The organism is Faecalibacterium prausnitzii (assembly GCF_003287405.1).
GTDB classification, from domain to species: domain Bacteria; phylum Bacillota; class Clostridia; order Oscillospirales; family Ruminococcaceae; genus Faecalibacterium; species Faecalibacterium intestinale.
Window position 1 is genome coordinate 46,442 of record NZ_PRLD01000003.1, and the last position, 19,683, is coordinate 66,124.

Annotated in this window: 16 protein-coding genes; 10 read left to right on the forward strand and 6 right to left on the reverse strand. The window is 59.1% G+C overall.

Features of this window, described 5'->3' with window-relative positions; all coding sequences use genetic code 11:
• Positions 1-207: 207 nt before the first annotated feature.
• From C4N24_RS15310 to C4N24_RS03930, 7 genes are all read left to right on the forward strand, one after another.
• Positions 208-354, forward strand: coding sequence for a hypothetical protein (locus C4N24_RS15310; protein WP_181573046.1), 147 nt, complete (start codon positions 208-210; stop codon positions 352-354).
• A complete protein-coding gene (locus C4N24_RS03905; protein WP_112090397.1) occupies positions 351-1,385 on the forward strand; it encodes an NAD(P)H-dependent glycerol-3-phosphate dehydrogenase in 1,035 nt (344 codons plus the stop codon). Before C4N24_RS15310 ends, C4N24_RS03905 begins: the two co-directional genes overlap by 4 nt.
• 458 nt (positions 1,386-1,843) lie before the next feature.
• A complete protein-coding gene (locus tag C4N24_RS03910; protein WP_112090398.1) occupies positions 1,844-2,641 on the forward strand; it encodes a zinc dependent phospholipase C family protein in 798 nt (265 codons plus the stop codon).
• 42 nt (positions 2,642-2,683) lie between these two features.
• Positions 2,684-3,940 carry an MFS transporter gene (locus tag C4N24_RS03915; protein ID WP_112090399.1) on the forward strand — a complete coding sequence of 419 codons (1,257 nt, stop codon included), beginning with the start codon at positions 2,684-2,686 and terminating at the stop codon, positions 3,938-3,940.
• 201 nt (positions 3,941-4,141) lie between these two features.
• Positions 4,142-5,119, forward strand: coding sequence for a TAXI family TRAP transporter solute-binding subunit (locus C4N24_RS03920; RefSeq protein ID WP_112090400.1), 978 nt, complete (start codon positions 4,142-4,144; stop codon positions 5,117-5,119).
• Positions 5,120-5,153: 34 nt separating this feature from the next.
• Positions 5,154-6,338, forward strand: coding sequence for a sodium/glutamate symporter (gltS, locus tag C4N24_RS03925; protein WP_112090401.1), 1,185 nt, complete (start codon positions 5,154-5,156; stop codon positions 6,336-6,338).
• A 58-nt stretch (positions 6,339-6,396) separates the two neighbouring features.
• Positions 6,397-6,603 carry a hypothetical protein gene (locus C4N24_RS03930; protein WP_242983177.1) on the forward strand — a complete coding sequence of 69 codons (207 nt, stop codon included), beginning with the start codon at positions 6,397-6,399 and terminating at the stop codon, positions 6,601-6,603.
• A gap of 141 nt (positions 6,604-6,744) precedes the next feature.
• Here the strand turns inward: C4N24_RS03930 and C4N24_RS03935 are convergent, their stop codons facing one another.
• From C4N24_RS03935 to C4N24_RS03960, 6 genes are all read right to left on the reverse strand, one after another.
• Positions 6,745-8,115 carry an NCS2 family permease gene (locus C4N24_RS03935; RefSeq protein ID WP_112090402.1) on the reverse strand — a complete coding sequence of 457 codons (1,371 nt, stop codon included), beginning with the start codon at positions 8,113-8,115 and terminating at the stop codon, positions 6,745-6,747.
• A gap of 300 nt (positions 8,116-8,415) precedes the next feature.
• Positions 8,416-11,169: an insulinase family protein gene (locus C4N24_RS03940; RefSeq protein WP_112090403.1), complete on the reverse strand. Its 2,754-nt coding sequence runs from the start codon at positions 11,167-11,169 to the stop codon at positions 8,416-8,418.
• Between the two features lie 48 nt (positions 11,170-11,217).
• A complete protein-coding gene (locus tag C4N24_RS03945; RefSeq protein WP_055185601.1) occupies positions 11,218-11,529 on the reverse strand; it encodes a hypothetical protein in 312 nt (103 codons plus the stop codon).
• Positions 11,530-11,642: 113 nt separating this feature from the next.
• Positions 11,643-12,641: an ABC transporter permease subunit gene (locus C4N24_RS03950; protein WP_097778562.1), complete on the reverse strand. Its 999-nt coding sequence runs from the start codon at positions 12,639-12,641 to the stop codon at positions 11,643-11,645.
• 18 nt (positions 12,642-12,659) lie between these two features.
• Positions 12,660-14,201 carry a sugar ABC transporter ATP-binding protein gene (locus tag C4N24_RS03955; RefSeq protein WP_112090404.1) on the reverse strand — a complete coding sequence of 514 codons (1,542 nt, stop codon included), beginning with the start codon at positions 14,199-14,201 and terminating at the stop codon, positions 12,660-12,662.
• 155 nt (positions 14,202-14,356) lie between these two features.
• Positions 14,357-15,409, reverse strand: a complete 1,053-nt coding sequence (locus C4N24_RS03960; RefSeq protein WP_112090405.1) for a substrate-binding domain-containing protein — start codon at positions 15,407-15,409, stop codon at positions 14,357-14,359.
• A gap of 735 nt (positions 15,410-16,144) precedes the next feature.
• Here C4N24_RS03960 and C4N24_RS03965 point away from each other — a divergent pair.
• The 3 genes from C4N24_RS03965 to C4N24_RS03975 are packed head-to-tail and all read left to right on the forward strand — an operon-like array spanning position 16,145 to position 19,683.
• Entirely contained in the window at positions 16,145-16,432 is a 288-nt protein-coding gene (locus tag C4N24_RS03965; RefSeq protein WP_112090406.1) for a chemotaxis protein, read from the forward strand.
• On the forward strand, positions 16,429-17,874 hold the full coding sequence (locus C4N24_RS03970) for a terminase large subunit domain-containing protein (protein ID WP_112090407.1): 1,446 nt from the start codon (positions 16,429-16,431) through the stop codon (positions 17,872-17,874). Before C4N24_RS03965 ends, C4N24_RS03970 begins: the two co-directional genes overlap by 4 nt.
• Before the next feature lie 24 nt (positions 17,875-17,898).
• Entirely contained in the window at positions 17,899-19,683 is a 1,785-nt protein-coding gene (locus C4N24_RS03975; protein ID WP_112090408.1) for a portal protein, read from the forward strand.

The window sequence follows — 19,683 nt, forward strand, 5'->3', positions numbered from 1 at the left end:
ACTAAAAAATGCACAAGCCGGCAAAGCTTTTGCCGACTAAGGCAGTATATACCTTAAAGTAGGGTCAAAGTCAAGAGACTGAATCACCAATCCCTACAAAACCTACCAGAATACTATAATAGCATGAAATGCCCCGCAACGCAAACGGTTTGCACAAAACGCGTGATGTGACCGAAAAATTGCATAAACTTGTTAAATATTTGTGCAATGCGGCAGATGCTTGACGCTGTGGGTGCTTTCGTGTACAATGAACATAACAGTGCGCAGCTGCGGGGCAACGGCCCGGCGCGGCGCAAATCCACCGGCAGGGGGCTTGCCCTTGGCCCGGTGCAGACACGGAGGATACGAACGTGAAAAAGTTTAGTATTGGTGTTCTGGGTGCAGGCACCTGGGGCATGGCTCTGGCACGGATGCTGACCGTCAGCGGCAACGATGTGCAGGTGTGGTCGGCCATTGAGGCCGAGGTGGACAACCTTTCCGCCACCCGGGTGCACCCCAATCTGCCGGGGATGGTCATCCCGCAGGAACTGCGTTTTACCAAAAGCATAGAGGAAGTGTGCACCGGCAAGGACGTGCTGCTGTTTGCAGTGCCGTCGGTGTTTGTGCGCTCCACGGCAGCCAAGGCGCGGCCTTATATCCGCTCCGGCCAGATCATTGTGGACGTGGCAAAGGGCATTGAGCCTGATACCTTATATACCATGACCGAGATCCTTGCCGACGAGCTGAGCCACGAGAACGGCCCCCGTGCGGTGCGTCTGGTGGCGCTCAGCGGCCCCACCCACGCCGAGGAGGTGGCGCTGGATCTGCCCACCACCATCGTTTCCGCCAGCCCGGATCTGGAAGCTGCCGAGGTGGTGCAGGAGGTGTTCAGCAACACCTGTATGCGCGTGTACACCAACTCTGATATCAAGGGCGTGGAGCTGAGCGGTGCCATGAAGAACGTTATCGCGCTGGGCGTTGGCATCTCCACCGGCCTTGGCTACGGCGATAACGCCCGCGCCGCCCTGATCACCCGCGGCATTGCCGAGATCGCCCGGCTGGGCGTGGCGATGGGCTGCAATGTCCAGACCTTTGCGGGTCTGGCCGGTATCGGCGACCTGATCGTTACCGCCACCAGTATGCACAGCCGCAACAACCGCGCCGGTATCCTGATCGGCAAGGGCGAAAGCCCGGAGCAGGCCGTGAAGGAGGTAGGCATGGTGGTGGAGGGCATCAACGCCCTGCCCGCCGCCATGGAACTGGCGGAGAAGTACCATGTGGAAATGCCCATCGCCCAGACGGTGAACGCCATCGTCAAGGAGGGCATGAGCGCCAGCGACGCGCTGCGCAACCTGATGTCCCGCGACCGCAAGAGCGAGATGCCGCAGGGCTATGAGAGCGTGTGAGCCTGAAGGGTTTTGTTGCACAAGGTCAGCGTCCTCGCCCTCTCAGTCATCGCTGCGCGATGCCAGCTCCCCCAAAGTGGGAGCCTTTGGCAGTCCACGCGAAGTTTATCTTTTTGCCAAGGGCTCTCCCTTTGGGAGAGCTGTCAAGGCCGATAGGCATTGACTGAGAGGGCGAGCCATCTGAAAACAAAAGCATCTGCAAAAAAGTTCGCTGATTTTCTGAAAATTCAGAAGCGAATGTTGCGGATGCTTTTTTGTTTTGCATGATTTTGCCTTTTTACAGATGGATGGGATGGTTGCCACTGTGCAGCAAAATTATTAAAACTTTTTACAGAAAACAGACACAAAAGGGTAGAAGGTCGGCAAACTTTCTGCTATACTGAAAACGATAGGATTATTGGTCAGTGCAGCCGGAACAGGGCGGCGGGCGCTGGCACTGCAAGAAGGAGGAATGAGAGATGCCCTCTACCTACGCACACCGCCGCTTTGGCGCAAATGTGCTGGACCATCTGCCCGCGCCGCTGCGGGAAAAGCTGGAAGCGCACCGGGAGCTGTACGATATCGGTCTGCATGGGCCAGACCTGCTGTTCTATTACCATGCGGAAAAGTCCACCCCGGTCGCCGCGCTGGGCAATGCCATGCACGACGAGCCGGGCAGAACGTTCTTTGACCGTGCACGGCGGGTGGTGCACGAGGAAGCCGACCGCGAGGCTGCGCTGGCCTACGCGCTGGGCTTTGTGTGCCATTTTGCGCTGGACAGCACCTGCCACCCCTTTGTGGAGCAGTTCACCCGGGAGAGCGGTGTGACCCACTGCGAGATCGAGACGGAGTTCGACAATATGCTGCTGCGCCGGGACGGCTATGACCCGCTGACCTTCTTTACCGCCAGCCATATCCACCCCAGCGCGGAAAACGCCCGGGTCATTGCGCCGTTCTACAGGGATATCTCGGAGCAGACCGCGCTGGAAGCCATGAAGGGGATGATCACGGTGCATAAGGTGCTGCAGGCTTCGAACCCGGTCAAGCGCTGGGTGGTGCTGACCGGCATGAAGATGCTGGGCAAGTATGATGGGATGCACGGCCTTGTGGCAAACCCGCAGCCGAACCCGCAGTGCACCGAGAGCAACCGCAAGCTGGACGCGCTGTACGCCAAGGCGCTGCCGCTGGCAGAGCGGCTGATTTTAGAGTATGTGGCAAAGCTGGATACGGACGAGCCGCTGGATGCCGCCTACGACCACACCTTTGGGGAATTTTAAAAACGCGCCGCCCGGCGGTGCAAGGGGAAAAGGGAAAACACGATGAAAACTGAAAAATTCAAGGTGACACCGCTGGAGCGGGCATGGATCTTATACGACGTGGGCAACTCGGCCTTTGTGCTGATGATCGCCACGCTGGTGCCCATCTTCTTCAATGCACTGGCCGAGGCCGGTGGGGTGAGCAAGGTGGACTATCTGGCCTACTGGGGCTATGCAAGCTCCATCGTCACGGTGGTCACCGCCATTCTGGGCCCCATTCTGGGCACGCTGGCCGACACCAAGGGCTTTAAAAAGCCCATCTTCATGCTCTGCCTTTTTGTGGGCGTCATCGGCTGCTGCGCCATGGGTCTGGCGGGCACATGGCTGGCCTTTCTGGTCATTTTTATCATTGCCAAGATCGGCTACTCCGGCAGTCTGGTGTTCTACGACTCCATGCTGGGCGATGTGACCACCCCGGAGCGGATGGACATGGTGTCCTCCCGCGGGTACGCGTGGGGCTATATCGGCAGCTGCGTGCCCTTTGTGGTCTGTCTGGCGCTGGTGCTGGGCAGCAGTGCAGTGGGGCTCAGCCAGATGACTGCTTTGTCCATCGCGCTGGTCATTACCGCCGTATGGTGGCTGGTGGTCACCCTGCCGCTGCTGAAAAAGTACCGCCAGATCAACTATGTGGAGGTGGAGCAGCACGCCATCCGCCAGAGCTTTGTGCGCATTGGGCAGACTTTGAAGCACCTGCCGCAGGACAAGCAGGTGTTCTGGTTCCTGCTGGCTTTCTTCTGCTATATCGACGGTGTGTATACCATCATTGACATGGCCACCGCCTACGGCACGGCATTGGGTCTGGACACCACCGGCCTGCTGCTGGCGCTGCTGGTCACCCAGATCGTGGCTTTCCCCTCGGCGCTGATCTTCGGCCGCCTGAGCCAGAAATATGAATCCAAGATCCTGATCCCGGTGTGCATTGCGGCCTATACCGGCATTGCCGTCTTTGCCTTCTTCCTGAAGAGCCAGTGGCAGTTCTGGGTGCTGGCTGTTGTGGTGGGGATGTTCCAGGGCGGTGTGCAGGCGCTGAGCCGCAGCCACTTTGCCAAGATCATCCCGCAGGAAAAATCCGGCGAATACTTTGGCCTGTTCGATATCTGCGGCAAGGGCGCTTCCTTCCTTGGCACCATGATCGTCAGCGTGGGCAGCCAGCTGACCGGCAGCGCCAACGTGGGCGTTGGCTCCATTGCCATCCTGTTCGTCATCGGCTTTGTGCTGTTCGGTATTTCTACCCGGACGGAAGAGACGAAGCGGGTCTGAGCCTTCGCGGTGAAACGCTCTTTATAACGGTACAAAGGACTGCTGCACGGCATCTGGTGCAGCGGTCCTTTTTTGCTGCAGGCGGCACAAAACAGAAGCTTTTTCGGAAAAAATAAAAACAGGTGATTGATTTTCACCTTTGACTTGCTTATAATTGAAGAAAAATCATCTGCTGCACTGCGGCGGCAGAGAGAATGCGGGGTGCAAACATTGAAACACAAAGGAATTGCGGTGCTGCTGGTGGGAATTATGCTGGCGGCGCTGCTGCTGGCGGGCTGCACGTCTGCCGACACTGCCCGGCGGATGCGCATGGGCGTAGCCGGAGAGGGCGGCGTATACCACGCCTTTGGCGAGGGCTTTGCGGCGCTGGAAAATGACAGCGGGAATGGCGCTGTGGAACTGAAGAATACCGCCGGGTCTGCGGCAAACCTGCGTCTGCTGATGGGGGATTACCTGCAGTTGGCGGTGGCACAGGCAGACCTTGTGCAGGATGCCTACGAGCAGAGCGGCATTTTTCAGGATGAAGAGATGGAAAACAAATTCTGCGCGGTCGCTGCACTGTATACCGAGGCCTGTCAGGTGATCGTGCGGGCGGATTCTGATATCCAGTCCGTAGAAGAATTGCAGGGTAAAACGGTGAGTATCGGTGCAGAGGAGTCCGGTTCAGAGCAGAACGCATGGCAGATCCTGTCTGCCTACGGTCTGAACGAAAAACTGGTAGAGACCATCAACCTGAATTACGAGGATGCCGCTGCGCAGCTGAAAGCTGGCAGGATCGATGCCATGTTCATCACGGCCGGTGCGCCCAGTGCGGTGGTGACCGCGCTGGCGGAGGACTGCGGCATCCGGCTGCTGTATGTGGACGGTGCGGCTGCAAAGCGTCTGCAGGACAGCTGCAGCAGCTACAGCGTGTGCACCATTCCGGCGGGCACTTACCCCGGACAGGAAGAGGAAGTGCAGACGGTAGGCGTAAAAGCGGTGCTGCTGGCCAGCGCGGCGCTGCCGGAAAAGCAGGTGGAGCAGCTGACAATGCTGTTGTTCGACGGGCGCGAAAACCTGAGCACGCAGCTGGGTATCCGGCTGGATACCGAAGCCGAAGCGACCGAGGGCGTGGGCATCCCGTTCCACAAGGGAGCTGCCGCCTACTATAAGACGGCAGACATCACGGTGGCATCCTGAATGCTGCCGGGAAACAGAGGGAAAGAAAGACGATATGAAGATAGAACTGGATATGTATCAGACACTGGCACTTTCGGTGCTGGTGCTGCTGCTGGGCAAATTTTTGCGGGAGCGGGTGCGGGTGCTGGAAAAATTCTGCATCCCGGCTCCGGTCATCGGCGGCGTGCTGTTCGCCATTTTTACCTGTGTGTGCTACGTTACCGGCGTGGCAGAGTTCGCCTTTGACGACATCCTCAAGGAGGTCTGCATGGTGATGTTCTTCACCTCAGTAGGCTTTCAGGCAAACCTGAAGGTGCTGAAAAGCGGCGGCAGGGCGATGATCGTATTTCTGGGCGTGGTCATTGTGCTGATCGTCAGCCAGAACTTTATTGCAGTGGGGCTGGCAAGCCTGCTGCAGGTGGACCCGCTGGTGGGGCTGTGCACCGGCTCCATTCCCATGGTGGGCGGCCACGGCACGGCGGGTGCCTTCGGCCCGGTGCTGGAGGATTTTGGCATCCGGGGCGCAACCACCCTGTGCACCGCCGCCGCCACCTATGGACTGATCGCGGGCAGCATGATGGGCGGTCCTATCGGCAAAATGCTTATTGAGCGGCACCATCTGCTGGACACTGCGGTGACAGAGGATGACAGCCTGCTGGTGGAGGAGGAGATCAAGCACGAGCGGCACAGTATGTACCCTGCGGCCAGCTTTCAGCTGATCCTTGCCATGGGCATCGGCACAGTGCTTTCCAAGCTGCTGTCCCTGACCGGGATGACCTTCCCCATCTATATCGGTGCTATGATCGCGGCGGCCATCATCCGCAACGTGGGCGAGTACGGCGGCGGCTACACCGTATATATGGGCGAGATCAACGATATCGGCGGTATCTGCCTGTCGCTGTTCTTAGGCATGGCAATGATCACCCTGAAGATCTGGCAGCTGGCAGAGCTGGCGCTGCCGCTGGTCATCCTGCTGGCAGGGCAGACGCTGTTCATGATCGTGTATGTCATTGTGGTGGCGTACAACGTGATGGGAAGGGACTACGATGCGGCGGTCATCGTTTCGGGTCTGTGCGGCTTCGGCATGGGTGCTACTCCCAATGCCATGGCCAATATGCAGGCTGTGTGCGACAGGTATGCACCTTCCGTCAAGGCATATCTGCTGATCCCGCTGGTGGGCAGCCTGTTTGCGGACTTCCTGAACAGTCTGGTCATTACGGTATTTATCAACTTTATCTGAGACGTCCGGTGTGCGCACGGAGGGAGAAAATCCTCCGTGCCGGAAAGGAGAAAAGGCTATGGCCATCCATCAGCGGCTGAAAAACTGGTTCCGGCAGAAGAGCCGGAGCAGAAAGAACGGACAGGAAGAAACGGTGGCGGTGCCGGAGGTGCATACCGGCAAGGTGCGGCACGAAGCGGCGGACAGCACCCCGGAGGCAGACTGTCCCATCCATTACGACAATGTAGCCATCCCGGAGATCCATATTCATCCGCGGAAAAAATAAGGATACAAGAGCGCACAACAGCCGGGCCTGCGGGTCAGGCTGTTGTGCTTTTTTGCGCTTTCTCCTCCCCAACAAAAACACCCCCTGCAGTCTGTACGGGCAGACCGCAGGGGGTGCTTGGCTTTTTAGATGCTCAAAGAATTAGAGGAACACATACTTGAGGATGAACAGCACGGTGAGCACATACATCAGCGGGCTGATCTTCTTCTCCTTTGCCTTGCCGGTGACCACGTTGATGATGGTCCAGGAGATGATGCCGATGGCGATACCCTCGGAGATGCTGTAAGCAGTGGGCATTGCCAGAATGGTCAGGAAGGCGGGGATGCCCTCGCTGGGATCGTTGAAGTCGATCTTGACGGCAGAGCCCATCATGTAGAAGCCCACGATGATCAGAGCCGGAGCGGTAGCAAAGCTGGGGATGGTGAGGAACAGCGGGCTGAAGATGGTAGCCAGCAGGAACAGCACGCCGGTGGTCATAGCGGTCAGACCGGTGCGGCCGCCCTCGGTAACGCCGGAGGCGCTTTCCACGAAGGTGGTGGTGGTGGAAGTACCCAGCACAGCGCCCACGCAGGTGCCGATGGAGTCTGCCATCAGTGCGCCCTTGATGTTGGGCAGACGGCCGTCCTCGTCCAGCATATCAGCCTTGGAGGCCACGCCGATCAGGGTACCCAGCGTGTCGAACAGATCCACGAACAGGAAGGAGAACATGACTGCGAAGAAGTTCAGCAGGCCGACACCGGAGAAGTCGGTCTTGAACACCTGACCAAAGGTCTCGCCCAGTGCGGAAAAGTCGAAGCTGACAAAGGCGGTGGGGATGACGGAGTACATACCGGCTTCCACATCGGGGACGTAGATGCCGGTCAGCTCACACACGATGCCCAGCAGCCAGGTGATCAGGATACCGTACAGAATGCCGCCCTTGACCTTTTTGACCAGCAGGATGGCGGTGATGACCACGCCCAGCAGCGCCAGAATAGCGCCCACGCCCACGCTGTGGAAGGTTGCGCCCTTGAAGTGCTGGTAGGTGACCAGCGTAGAATCGCTGTTGACGATCAGCTTGGCGTTCTGCAGGCCGACAAAGGCCACGAACAGGCCGATACCCACGCTGACGGCGCTCTTCAGGGTCATGGGAATGGCGTTGAAGATACCCTCGCGTACATTGGTCAGGGACAGTGCGATGAAGATGACGCCCTCAACAAAGACGGCCATCAGAGCCAGCTGCCAGCTGTAGCCCATGGTCAGCACGACCGTGTAGGCAAAGTAGGCGTTCAGGCCCATGCCGGGAGCCAGTGCAAAGGGGTAGTTGGCCAGCACAGCCATCAGTGCGGTGGCAATGAAGGATGCCAGCGCGGTGGCGATCAGCACAGCCTTGGAATCCATGCCCGCTGCGGACAGGATGTTGGGGTTGACGGCAAGGATGTAAGCCATGGTCATGAAGGTGGTGATACCAGCCATGATCTCGGTCTTTACATCGGTGTGGTTTTCTTTCAGGTGAAAGAACTTTTCTAACATGAGAAACCTCCTGCTTCCAATAAAACACTCCGCCGGTTGCGGACGGCGGAGAAAGAACAGTTTCCATTCTATCAGCTGAAAACGTTTTTGTCCACATCAGAAACACACAAATTTCGCAATTTGTTCAAATTTTCTTAAATAAGTATGACTTATCTGACAAAAAATCTGGCTTTTTTTGGTAGTTTGGACGGAATGCGGGCGCTTTGCGCAGAAAAAATGTGTGTGGAAAAAAAGTAGTTCCGAAACATCCGCAGGGTGTTTCGGAACTACAAATAAAATATTTTTACAAATAACCGGCGCTTACAGCGTCTCTACCCGGTCGAACAGATCCTTCGCCGTTTCCACGGCGTCCTTGCTGCCAAAGGCGACCCGCACGCCGCCGGAAAGTACGTCAGACAGGGTAGCGGCCTGCGCTTTGAGCAGGGCGACGTCCACGCTGCACAGCGCCTTGCGGTCGGCGGCGCGCATCTCGTCCGTGATGCCGCAGAAGTACCGGTGATCCAGTTCCCGCGCAGCGGCACGCGCCTTGCGGGGCGTGTCCAGCTTGGCGGCGGTGCCTACGATGAACTCGTCCAGATCCCGGGCGGTGTAGTCCCGGGCGGCAAGGGCGGCAGGGGCGGCGGCAAAGGTATCGTAGCTTTCCCGCAGGTGGGGGTCCCGGTAGGTGTACAAAAACTCGATGCCGTCTGCACAGAGCATTCCGGTGCCGTAGGCACCGCCCACCTCCCGGATGGTGTGCCACAGGTACTCGTAGCTCATCACCCGTGCCAGCACCCGGCGGCGGCTGTCCCGGGGCATGGGCCAAGCCAGCACATCGTAGTTCACGCCGCCGTCAATGATAAAGGCTTCGTTCACCGGGGGCGTCAGGGGCTGGGTGTAGGGCTGCGCCGGGGTGCGCCGGGCAGCGGCAAAGCGGCTTTCCGGCAGCAGGGTGCGCAGCTTTTCCAGTGCGTCCTCGGTGCCGTGCAGGCTGACGGTCAGGGCAGCGTTTTGCAGCACCCGGCTGCGCACAGCATCCAGCTTTGCGCCCAGCGCCGCCCAGTCGGCCTTTTCCAGCAGACCGCACAGGAAGTGATAATAGCTCACGCCGGTGCAGGCTTCGTCCGCAGCGCCCTCTACATAATAATGGGCGCGGGCACGGGTGGAAGCGAACTCGTTGCCCTGCTGGATAAACAGCTGCTCCATGCGCAGCTTCAGCTGACTGACCACCCGGGCATAGGCGGCTTCGGCAGCAGCGCCGGTAAGGACGGTGTCGTACAGCCACTCGCCGCCGATCTCCACCGCCTTTTCCAGGCTGCGCTCCAGCAGGCTCAGGCAGAGGGAAAGCTTCGCATGGCAGGGACTGCTCTCCTGCCGCCCGGTCCAGAGATCCAGCTGGGCGCGGCTGTCGCCCAGCCATGTGCTGCGCAGGGTGTTCAGCTGCTGGGCGGTATGGGTAGGGGTGTCCAGCTCGTCCAGCACATCGGTGAGCAGGTTCAGGTATTGCAGCTCCTCCGGGGTGATGCTGCCCAGATCATAGTAGAAATTCAGGTACAAGCTGCCGGCAGAGGGGTGACGCAGCAGGGTGGCACCGGCCAGCTGCTCGGCGCAGCCCTGCGGGGCGGTATCGCCCGCGCCAAGGTCAGCGGCGGTGAGGGGGTGCTCCAGCACCAGCTTGCCATCGGTGCGCGCCGGGGCGGCGGTTTCCTCGGTCTTGGGTGCGGTGGGGATCTGCAGCACCTGCACCGGGGCGGGGGCAAACAGCTCCCGCAGCAGGGTGTCGAACCAGCCCTCCTCCAGCTTGCTGCGCAGGGCGGCGAAAAGTTTGTCGGTGTGCAGCAGCAGGGCGGCATCGCCGGTATGCAGCCAGCCGGTGGCGGCGTTGATGGCGTCCAGCACACCGTCCGGCAGGCTGCCCGGGCGCTCCAGCGAGGCAAATTCGGCCTCGTTCAAAGCCGCCAGCAGCAGGTCGTGAGGAATGCCGGTCTTTAGCAGCTCGTCCACGGTCTTGCGCACAGCGGGGGCAAATTTGCGGGCAGAATCCACCGTAGCACCGCGCAGCAGCAGCTCCAAGGTGGGCTGCAGGGTACTGTCGTCAAAGCCGATGTCGATATCTGCGCCCAGCTGCTCGGCCAGCAGCGCGGCCTTGAGGGGAGAGCTGTTGGTGCTTAGCAGCGCACCCAGCAGGATCTCCACGCCCAGCTGCCGCTCCCGGTCGGCAAAGGCACCGGTGTACCATGCCAGTGCGCACTGCACCTCGTCCGGCTTGGGCTGGTCGGTGTAGTAGGGCAGCTCCACGAACGCGCCGGGCTGCTCGTCCTGCATGGTCAGGCGGGGACGGGCAGCGGCCTTGGGCATCTTGGACAGGTAGTCCTGATCCAGCCGCGCCAGCTTGTCGGCCATATCCATCTTGCCGTACAGGGTGATGCAGCAGTTGTCGGCGCTGTAATGGCGGCGGTACACCCGCTGGTATTTCTCGTAGGTCAGGGCGGGGATGGACGCCGGGTCGCCGCCGGACACAAAGCCGTAGGCGGTATCCGGGAACATCGCCCGTTGCAGGGCGTTTTGCAACTGAGCATCCGGGGAAGCCAGTGCACCCTGCATTTCATTGTAGACCACACCGCTGACCGTGCCGTCCGCGTCCCGGTGCCAGCCCTCCTGCTCGAACACGGCAGAGTCCACCATAGCCAGCGGGCAGAACACAGCGTTCAGGTAGACATCCATCAGGTTGCAGAAATCGGTCTCGTTGGGGGTGGCAAAGGGGTAGACCGTTTTGTCCGGGAAGGTCATTGCATTGAGGAAGGATGCCATGCTGCTTTTGAGCAGCTGCACAAAGGGGGAACTGACCGGGTATTTTTCGCTGCCCGCCAGCACGGAGTGCTCCAGAATGTGGAACACGCCAGTGTCATCGGAGGGGAAGGTGCCGAAGCCGATGCCGAAGGCCTTGTTGACGTCCTCGTTCTCCACCAGCAGCACGGCTGCGCCGCTGACGTCATGGGTGAGCAGGGTCAAAGTACCGTGCTGCTCGGGGCAGTCCTCGGTGCGCAGGACGGTATAACCGGGATAGTGTGCCATTTTTATTCTCCTTTACGGGATATTTTTCACAGAGGATACACCTGCGGCTCAGCCGCCGAACAGGCCGAAAAAGCTGGTGTGGGTCACGCCCAGCACAAGAAAAAGAGCAATCAGGGCGAACAGCACGCCGATGATGATGTCCATCTGGTGCACCGTGAGCGGAAATTTATCGTAAAGCTTTTCCTTGGGGTTTACAAAATCCTTGTTGCCGTTGTCCAGCAGGCGCTTTTTGCCCTGCTCAAAATCAGCCTTCTGCGCCTGCAATTCAGCCTGCTGGCGGGCAAGTTCTGCCTCGCGGGCGGCCAGTGCGGCCTCGCGGCGTTCAAGCTCGGTCTGGGTATCCGGGGTGGGCTGTGCCATGGAAAGTCCCTCCTGTAAGCATAAGATGTTTTCCTTATGATACCACAAAAATGTGGACAAAAAAAGCACCCGCAGTGCAAAGACTGCGGGTGCAAAGGGGGATGATGAGGAGATTACTTCTTAGCCAGATACTTGCGGATATCAATGGCGACAGCCACGATAATGACAAGGCCCTGAACGATGTAGGTGTAGGAGGAGTTGACGTTCATGAACTGCAGAGCGACCTTCATCAGCTCAAAGACCAGAACGCCGACCAGAACGCCGGGAACAGTACCAACGCCGCCGGTGGTGGAAACACCGCCGATGGTGCAGGCTGCGATGGCGTCCAGCTCATAGCCCATTGCAGTGTTGACGGATGCGCCGCCGGACTTTGCAGCCAGCAGGCAGCCTGCCAGACCGAACATACAGGAGGCCAGGATGTAGATGCGGATCTTGGTAGCGTGCACGTTGACACCGGCAACCTCAGCAGCAGCTTCGTTGCCGCCGATGGCGTACATATACTTGCCGTGACGGGTCTTGTTGTACAGGAACCAGAAGCAGACAGCCACGATCAGGGCGATCCAGATCAGCACGGGGACCTTCAGGATGGTGTTGGAGGCCAGAGAGGTGAAGTTTTTGTTCAAAGAGCCGATGGGGGTACCGCCGGTGTACACAAGGCAGATACCGTAGACCACCTGCTGCATACCCAAGGTAGCAATGAAGGGCTGCACCTTCAGGTAGCTGACCACCAGTCCGTTGCACAGACCCACGATGGCGCAGATGGCAATGACCAGAATGAACACCACGGGGGTGGACAGGGTGGGCATATTGGGGTAGAACTTGCCGGAAGCGCCTTCGGTCTGCGCAAAAATGCAGGCAAGGCAGGCGGCAAAACCAGCCAGACGGCCAGCGGACAGGTCGTTACCGGTGGTGATCAGGCAGCCGGAAATGCCCAGCGCGATGATGTAGCGGATGGACACGTTCTTGAACAGGTTGATCATGTTGGTGCCGGAGAAGAAGTTGGGGTGAATGATGCCAACGATCAGAGTGATGGCCAGCATCATCATGATAATGGCGTTGTTGCTGAGCCACTTGCCCACAGCCTTGCCATTCAATTTTTTGGTAGCTTCCACGATAGACAGCCTCCTTAATTACTGATTTGCCGCAGCTGTGTCAGGTGCGGTCTCGAACTGGGTAGCCAGCGCCATGATGTTCTCCTGCGTGGCATCCTTACCGTTGATAAAGCCGGTGATACGGCCATCGCACATGACCATGACACGGTTGGACATACCGATGATCTCGCTCATTTCAGAGGAGATCATGATAATGCTCTTGCCCTGCTTGGCCAGATCGGCGATGATGCAGTAAATTTCATACTTTGCACCGACGTCGATGCCGCGGGTAGGCTCGTCCAGAATGAGCACATCGGGGTTGTTGGCAAGCCAGCGGGCGATCAGCACCTTCTGCTGGTTGCCGCCGGAAAGGCTCTTGATCTGGGTCTTGGGGCTGGGCACCTTGATGGCCATCTTTTCCTTGTTGGTAGCCACCAGATCGAGGATCTTTTTGTTGTCCAGCATGATGGGGCCCTTGCGCAGGGCGTCCAGAGAAGCGATGGAGATATTATCGGCAACGCTCAGCACACCCAGAATGCCGGTAGCACGGCGATCCTCAGTCAGCAGAGCAACGCTCTTGCGGATGGCATCGCGGGGCTGCTTGATGGTAACTTCCTCGCCCTTGATCCACACCTTACCAGAGGTATGGGCACGCAGGCCGAAGATGCCTTCCATCAGCTCGGTACGCTGTGCGCCCACCAGACCGGCGACGCCCAGAATTTCGCCCTTTTTCAGCTCAAAGCTGCAATGGCGGAAGGAACGGGGATGGATGGAGGTGAAGTCCTCCACCTTCATCATGACCTCGTCCGAGGGCACGTTCTCCAGCGGGGGGAACAGGTTGGACAGCTCACGGCCGACCATCTTTGCAATGATCTCTTCCTTGGTCATGTTGGCAACGTCCCACTTGCCGATGTACTGGCCATCGCGCATGATGGTGACTTCGTCCGCGATCACCTTGATCTCGTCCATCTTGTGGCTGATATAGACCAGAGCAACGCCCTGCTCCTTCAGATCCCGCATGATGCGGAACAGGCTCTCGACCTCGTTCGCGGTCAGAGAAGAGGTGGGCTCGTCCAAAATCAGCACCTTACAGTTGGCGGAAACGGCCTTAGCGATTTCCACCATCTGCATCTGGGCGATGCTCAAAGAGCCCAGCTTTGCATGGGGGTCGATGTCCAGCTTCAGTTTCTTCAGCAGTTCATCGGTATCTTTGTACATTTTGGCATGGTCCACAACAGTGACGATGCCGTATTTCTTGGTGGGGTAGCGTCCCAGCCAGATATTCTCGGCCACGGTACGGGCCGGAATGGGCTGCAGTTCCTGATGCACCATGGCGATGCCACGGTCCAGTGCATCCAGCGGGGTGGGGATGGTTACCTTCTGCCCCTCGTATTCGATCTCGCCCTCGTCCATCTTGTAAATGCCGAACATACATTTCATCAGAGTGGACTTACCGGCGCCGTTTTCGCCCATCAGAGCCATGACTTTGCCGGGACGGAGTTCCAGCTGTGCATGATCCAGGGCTTTGACACCGGGGAAGGTCTTGACCACGCCTTTCATTACCAGACGGTATTCTGACATTCCGCAAAAGCCTCCTTTTTGGTTGTTTACAGGCGGGCAGTTTTTTCCTAAAATAAGGCGCGTGCGTGGAGACGTTTTCTCGCACGCACGCGCTTTTTAGCTTACATTCAAGCCGTTAAGGCCTGCTGCGCACCTTGCATTGGTTCCGGGAAACTTTAGTCTTCCTTCAGGTACTGAGAAGCGTTGTCCTTGGTGACCTTGACGTAGTCGACCCAGTAGTACTTCTCGACATCCTTGCCATCGACGAACAGCTTGGTAGCCTCGGCAGCCTTGGTAGCCTGGCCCACGTCGTCGTTCAGAACGGTACCGGTCATGTTGCCGTCCACAACGTTCTGGACAGCCTCTACCAGAGCATCGACGCCGACCAGATAGATGTCCTTGCCGACGGTGCGGTTTGCCTGCTGGATGGACTGCAGAGCGCCCAGTGCCATTGCATCGTTGTTGCAGAAGACGACTTCGATCTTATCGCCGTACTGAGACAGAGCGTTTGCAACGTCCTGCTGAGCGGTGGTCTGATCCCAGTTGTCCAGGTACTCGTACAGGCACTCGACTTCCTTGCCTTTATCGGTCAGAGCCTTGATGGAGTACTCGGTGCGGTACTGAGCGTCGATGTTCTCGGGGTCGCCCTTGCACATGATGTAGGTGATCTTGCCGTCGCCGTTGATATCGCCCTGAGTCTCGGTCTCCAGGATCAGCTCGCCCTGATAAGTACCGGACTGACGTGCGTCAGCACCAACGTAGCAGCACTTGCCCTTGTAGGAATCCAGCACGCTCTCCTCGGGCTCACGGTTAATGAACACGATGGGGGTGCCGGAGGGAGAAACGGTGTCAACGATGGTCTGAGCGGAAGTGGTCTGGACGGGGTTGATGACCAGCACGTCCACGCCCTGCTGCAGGAAGGTGTTGATCTGCTCGGTCTGGGTGTTCTGGTCGTTCTTGCCGTCCATGATGGTGACGGAGTAGCCCATATCCTTCAGGTAGCCTTCCAGATCGGAGCGGTACAGGGTCATGAAGTTATCAGCAAACTGATAGATGCAGACGCCGATGTTGGCGGAGCCGTTGGTAGCAGCGGCAGAAGCAGCGGTGGAAGAAGCAACGCTGGAAGCAGCGGTGCTGGTGGAGGAAGAGCCGCCGCAAGCGGTCATAGCAGCGGTAGCGCCCACAACAGCGGAAGCCTTCAGGAAGTCGCGACGAGAAATCATTTTCATAATAGTAATCTCCTTCATTTGTGTGTCACAGCATATTCACAGACGCATTTGTCGCATACGTCCGTAATCCCTGACAGTATTATACCCTTGTATGGGGGTGTTCCGCAAGAGAATAAGTTCACAATATTGGTGCAAATGATTTGTTACGTTTCTACAAAAGCGGACCAAAGGTTACAAAATCTTTTCGCGAATTATCACAATTTTTCATGCCGATGCAACCAACATACAAATATGATGCAGGTATGTAAAAAAATATGCTTGAACATGACTGAATGTTGCATAACTGCTAAAAAACCGCGAAAAGGAGCGATACATTTTTTGAAAGATATTTTCAGGGATACTACGCAGCGGAAAGAAAATGCCTTTTATACAGCCTTGCCTAGCGAGAAAAACAACACAGGTCGAGAAAAGCTCTGCTCCCCGGGTGGGGGTGGTGCTGCGACCTTGGGGTACGGCGCCGCTGTACCTTTATAGTGATAGGACGTGCGGGACGCAGCGAACGTTTTTGTGGGAGGTGTCCGAAATACAAGCGGACGTTTTTTGCGTGCCGCACCAGCTGGGAAAATAAATCTGACGCAGCTGCGTTGTGCCTTGAAAATATAAAATATACTATTTGGATAATACTTGCATGAAAATACCCGATGACCCCGCAAAAGTGCACACTGTCGGGCACGGCAGGCGGGTGATATCCTGTGTACAGAGCCCGGGACACCGGACGAAAGGAGGAAGAACATCATGGGGCAGACAAAGCCCGCCGCCGGGCTGAAGAGCCTGAACCGCGCCGCCGACACCCTGAGCACCCTGCTGGCGCAGGAGGTAAAGGAGCTGAACGAGCGTCAGAAGGCCGCCCGGCGGGAAAACACCCCCGACCCCGGGATGATGAAGGGGCTGAAGGAAGCCACCGCTGTGCTCAAGGATCTGGCGGGCGTGGTAAAGACCCTGAACGATCAGGGCACAGAACTGGAAGGGACAGAGTGCGGCGTGGTGCTGCTGCCGCCGGTGGAACAGGAGGAAAAGGCATGAGCAGGACGGAGCGTGCAGTCATCGTGTGGAAGCCGCAGCCCCGGCAGCTGGAATTTATGCGCAGACCGGAACCGGAAGCGCTGTACGGCGGTGCGGCGGGCGGCGGCAAGAGCGATGCACTGCTGATCGAAGCGCTGCGGCAGGTGCACATCCCGCATTACCGGGCGCTGATCCTGCGCAAGACCTACCCGCAGCTTTCCGACCTTGTGGATAAGAGCCAAATGTATTACCGCCGGGCTTTCCCGGAGGCGCAGTACAACGCTACCTCCCATGTATGGGTCTTTCCCAGCGGGGCGAAGATCTGGTTCGGCTCTATGCAGTACACCAAGGACCGCACCAACTATCAGGGCAAAGCCTACGATTTTATCGGCTTTGACGAGCTGACCCACTTTGAGTGGGACGAGTACAGTTACATGATGAGCCGCAACCGTCCCACCGGGCCGGGCACCCGGGTGTATATGCGTGCCACCACCAACCCCGGCGGCATCGGCCACGGCTGGGTGAAGGCGCGGTTCATCACCCCCGCCCCGCCCGGCACGCCCATTGTGGAAACGGTCACGGTGCGCCTGCCGGACGGCACCGACCAGCAGATGGAGCGGGCGCGGGTGTTCATCCCGTCCAGCGTGTTTGATAACCCTGCCCTGCTGGCCAACGACCCCGGGTATCTGGCAAGCCTTGCCAGCCTGCCGGAAGCGGAAAAGCAGGCGCTGCTCTACGGCAGCTGGGACAGCTTTTCCGGGCAGGTGTTCACCGAATGGCGCAACGACCCGGCGCATTATCAGGATCAGCGCTGGACCCATGTCATCGCACCCTTTGCCATCCCCAAGCACTGGCCCATCTGGCGCGGGTACGACTTCGGCTTTTCCAAGCCCTTTTCGGTGGGGTGGTATGCAGTGGACGAGGAAGGGCGGCTGTACCGCATCAAGGAACTGTACGGCTGCACCGGACGTCCCAACGAGGGGCTGCGCATCGACCCGGTGGAGCAGGCAAAGCGCATCCGGGAAGCCGAGCAGAACGACCCGCTGCTGCGGGGCAGGGTGATCCACGGAGTGGCAGACCCCGCCATCTTCAACGAGAGTCAGGGCGAGAGCATTGCAGCCATGATGGAGCGCAGCCCGCATTTTCTGCGCTGGCAGCCCGGGGACCACACCCGGCTGGCGGGCAAGATGCAGTTCCACTACCGGCTGCGGTTTGCGCCGGACGGACGGCCGATGCTGCAGGTGTTCAGCAGCTGCAAGCACTTCATCCGCACCCTGCCAAACCTTGTGTACGACGAGAGCAATGTGGAGGATATCGACACCCGGCAGGAGGATCACATCTACGACGAGTGCCGCTATGTGCTGATGGAGCATCCCATCAGCCCGCCCGAAGCTTCTGCCGCGCCGCCAAGGCCGGACGACCCGCTGGAGCTGCACCGGCAGGCGCGGTTCTACCGCATCTGAAAAACAGGACAGAAAGGAAAGATTATGGAAGATACAAGAGCAGAAGCCCTGCCCATCGGCGCGGCAGAGGCGGCGGCTGCATTGCAGACGCTGCAGCGCTACAAGGCGGGCAAGGCGGCGCTGGACAAGCGCCTGATCGACAACGAGCTGTGGTTCCGCATGGGACACTGGAAAAACTACCGCGACCCGCTGATGCCCGGCAAGGCGCAGCCCTCCAGCGGGTGGCTGTTCAACAGCATCGCCAATAAGCACGCCGACGCCATGGACAACTACCCCGAGCCCATGGTACTGCCCCGGGCGGCAGACGATCAGGCCACGGCGCAGGCGCTTTCCAGCGTGCTGCCGGTGGTGCTGGAACAGGCGGATTACGAGCAGGTGTACAGCGATGTCTGGTGGCGCAAGCTCAAGCAGGGCACCGGGGTTACCGGCATCTTCTGGGACCCGGCGGCGCGCGGCGGGCTGGGTGACATTGCGGTGCGCAGCGTCAACCTGCTCATGCTCTACTGGGAGCCGGGCGTGCAGGATATTCAGGACTCGCCGGACTTGTTCCACCTCAGCCTTGAGGACACCGCCCGGCTGACCGCGCAGTATCCGCAGCTGGCAGGGCACGCCGCCGGTGTGGTGGACGTGCCCCGGTACATCCACGAGGACGGTCAGACCACCGCCAACAAGAGCGTGGTGGTGGACTGGTACTATAAGCGCCCGGACGAGAGCGGCAAATTGCGGCTGCACTACTGCAAGCTGTGCAACGGCGTGGTGCTGTATGCCAGCCAGAACGACCCGGCGCTGGCGGCGCGCGGGCTGTACGACCACGGCAAGTACCCCTTTGTGTTCGACCCGCTGTTCGTGGAGGAGGATTCTCCCGCCGGGTTCGGCTACATCGACGTGATGAAGGACTGCCAGAACGCCATTGACCGGATGAACCACGCCATGGACGAGAATGTGCTGCTGGCCTCCCGCCAGCGGTATGTGCTCAGCGATACCGCCGGGGTGAACGAGGAAGAACTGGCCGACCTGAGCCGGGACATCGTGCACGTTGTGGGACGCCTGAACGAAGATTCCTTCCGTCCGCTGCAGACGGCGGGCCTGCAGGGCAACAGCCTGAGCTATCGCAACAGCCGCATTGAGGAGCTGAAGGAGATCAGCGGCAACCGCGACCTGACGCAGGGCGGCACCACTGGCGGCGTGACCGCCGCCAGTGCCATCGCCGCCTTGCAGGAAGCGGGCAGCAAGCTGAGCCGGGATATGCTCAAGAGCGCCTACCGCGCCTTTGCAAAGCAGTGCTACCTCATTATTGAGCTGATGCGGCAGTTCTACGACGAGCAGCGGGTGTTCCGCATCACCGGGCAGCGCGGTGAGAGCGAATTCGTGCCCTTCTCGGCGCAGGGGCTGCGCGCAAAGCCCATGCCCGCCGTGGGCGGGGTGGAGCTGGGCAGCCGGGAGCCTGTCTTTGACATCGTGGTCAGCGCCGCCAAAAAGAGCACCTTCAGCCGCCTGTCCCAGAACGAGACCGCCAAGGAGTGCTATAAGCTGGGCTTCTTTGACCCCGCCAACGCGGACGCTGCCCTTGCGGCGCTGGAAATGATGGACTTTGAAGGGGTGGAAAAGGTGCGCGCCCGGGTGCGGCAGAACGGCACGCTGGCGCAGCAGCTGGTACAGCTGCAAGGGCAGATGGCAAGACTGTCTGCCGCTCTTGCGCAGCAGCCCGGCGGCACCCAAGCGGCGCAGGACACTGCCGGTCTGACGGCACAGCTGCCGGTGGCGGCGGCTGCCCGCGCCATGAATTGGAACGGAAAGGAGGTGAAGTGA

Excerpts from the sequence above, each read along its gene's own strand:
- C4N24_RS03960 (WP_112090405.1), bottom strand. The coding sequence starts at position 15,409 with ATGAAAATGATTTCTCGTCGCGACTTCCTGAAGGCTTCCGCTGTTGTG.
- C4N24_RS03955 (WP_112090404.1), bottom strand. The coding sequence starts at position 14,201 with ATGTCAGAATACCGTCTGGTAATGAAAGGCGTGGTCAAGACCTTCCCC.
- C4N24_RS03915 (WP_112090399.1), top strand. The coding sequence starts at position 2,684 with ATGAAAACTGAAAAATTCAAGGTGACACCGCTGGAGCGGGCATGGATC.
- C4N24_RS03935 (WP_112090402.1), bottom strand. The coding sequence starts at position 8,115 with ATGTTAGAAAAGTTCTTTCACCTGAAAGAAAACCACACCGATGTAAAG.
- C4N24_RS03945 (WP_055185601.1), bottom strand. The coding sequence starts at position 11,529 with ATGGCACAGCCCACCCCGGATACCCAGACCGAGCTTGAACGCCGCGAG.
- C4N24_RS03940 (WP_112090403.1), bottom strand. The coding sequence starts at position 11,169 with ATGGCACACTATCCCGGTTATACCGTCCTGCGCACCGAGGACTGCCCC.
- C4N24_RS03965 (WP_112090406.1), top strand. The coding sequence starts at position 16,145 with ATGGGGCAGACAAAGCCCGCCGCCGGGCTGAAGAGCCTGAACCGCGCC.
- C4N24_RS03970 (WP_112090407.1), top strand. The coding sequence starts at position 16,429 with ATGAGCAGGACGGAGCGTGCAGTCATCGTGTGGAAGCCGCAGCCCCGG.
- C4N24_RS03975 (WP_112090408.1), top strand. The coding sequence starts at position 17,899 with ATGGAAGATACAAGAGCAGAAGCCCTGCCCATCGGCGCGGCAGAGGCG.
- C4N24_RS03910 (WP_112090398.1), top strand. The coding sequence starts at position 1,844 with ATGCCCTCTACCTACGCACACCGCCGCTTTGGCGCAAATGTGCTGGAC.
- C4N24_RS03930 (WP_242983177.1), top strand. The coding sequence starts at position 6,397 with ATGGCCATCCATCAGCGGCTGAAAAACTGGTTCCGGCAGAAGAGCCGG.
- C4N24_RS15310 (WP_181573046.1), top strand. The coding sequence starts at position 208 with ATGCGGCAGATGCTTGACGCTGTGGGTGCTTTCGTGTACAATGAACAT.
- gltS (WP_112090401.1), top strand. The coding sequence starts at position 5,154 with ATGAAGATAGAACTGGATATGTATCAGACACTGGCACTTTCGGTGCTG.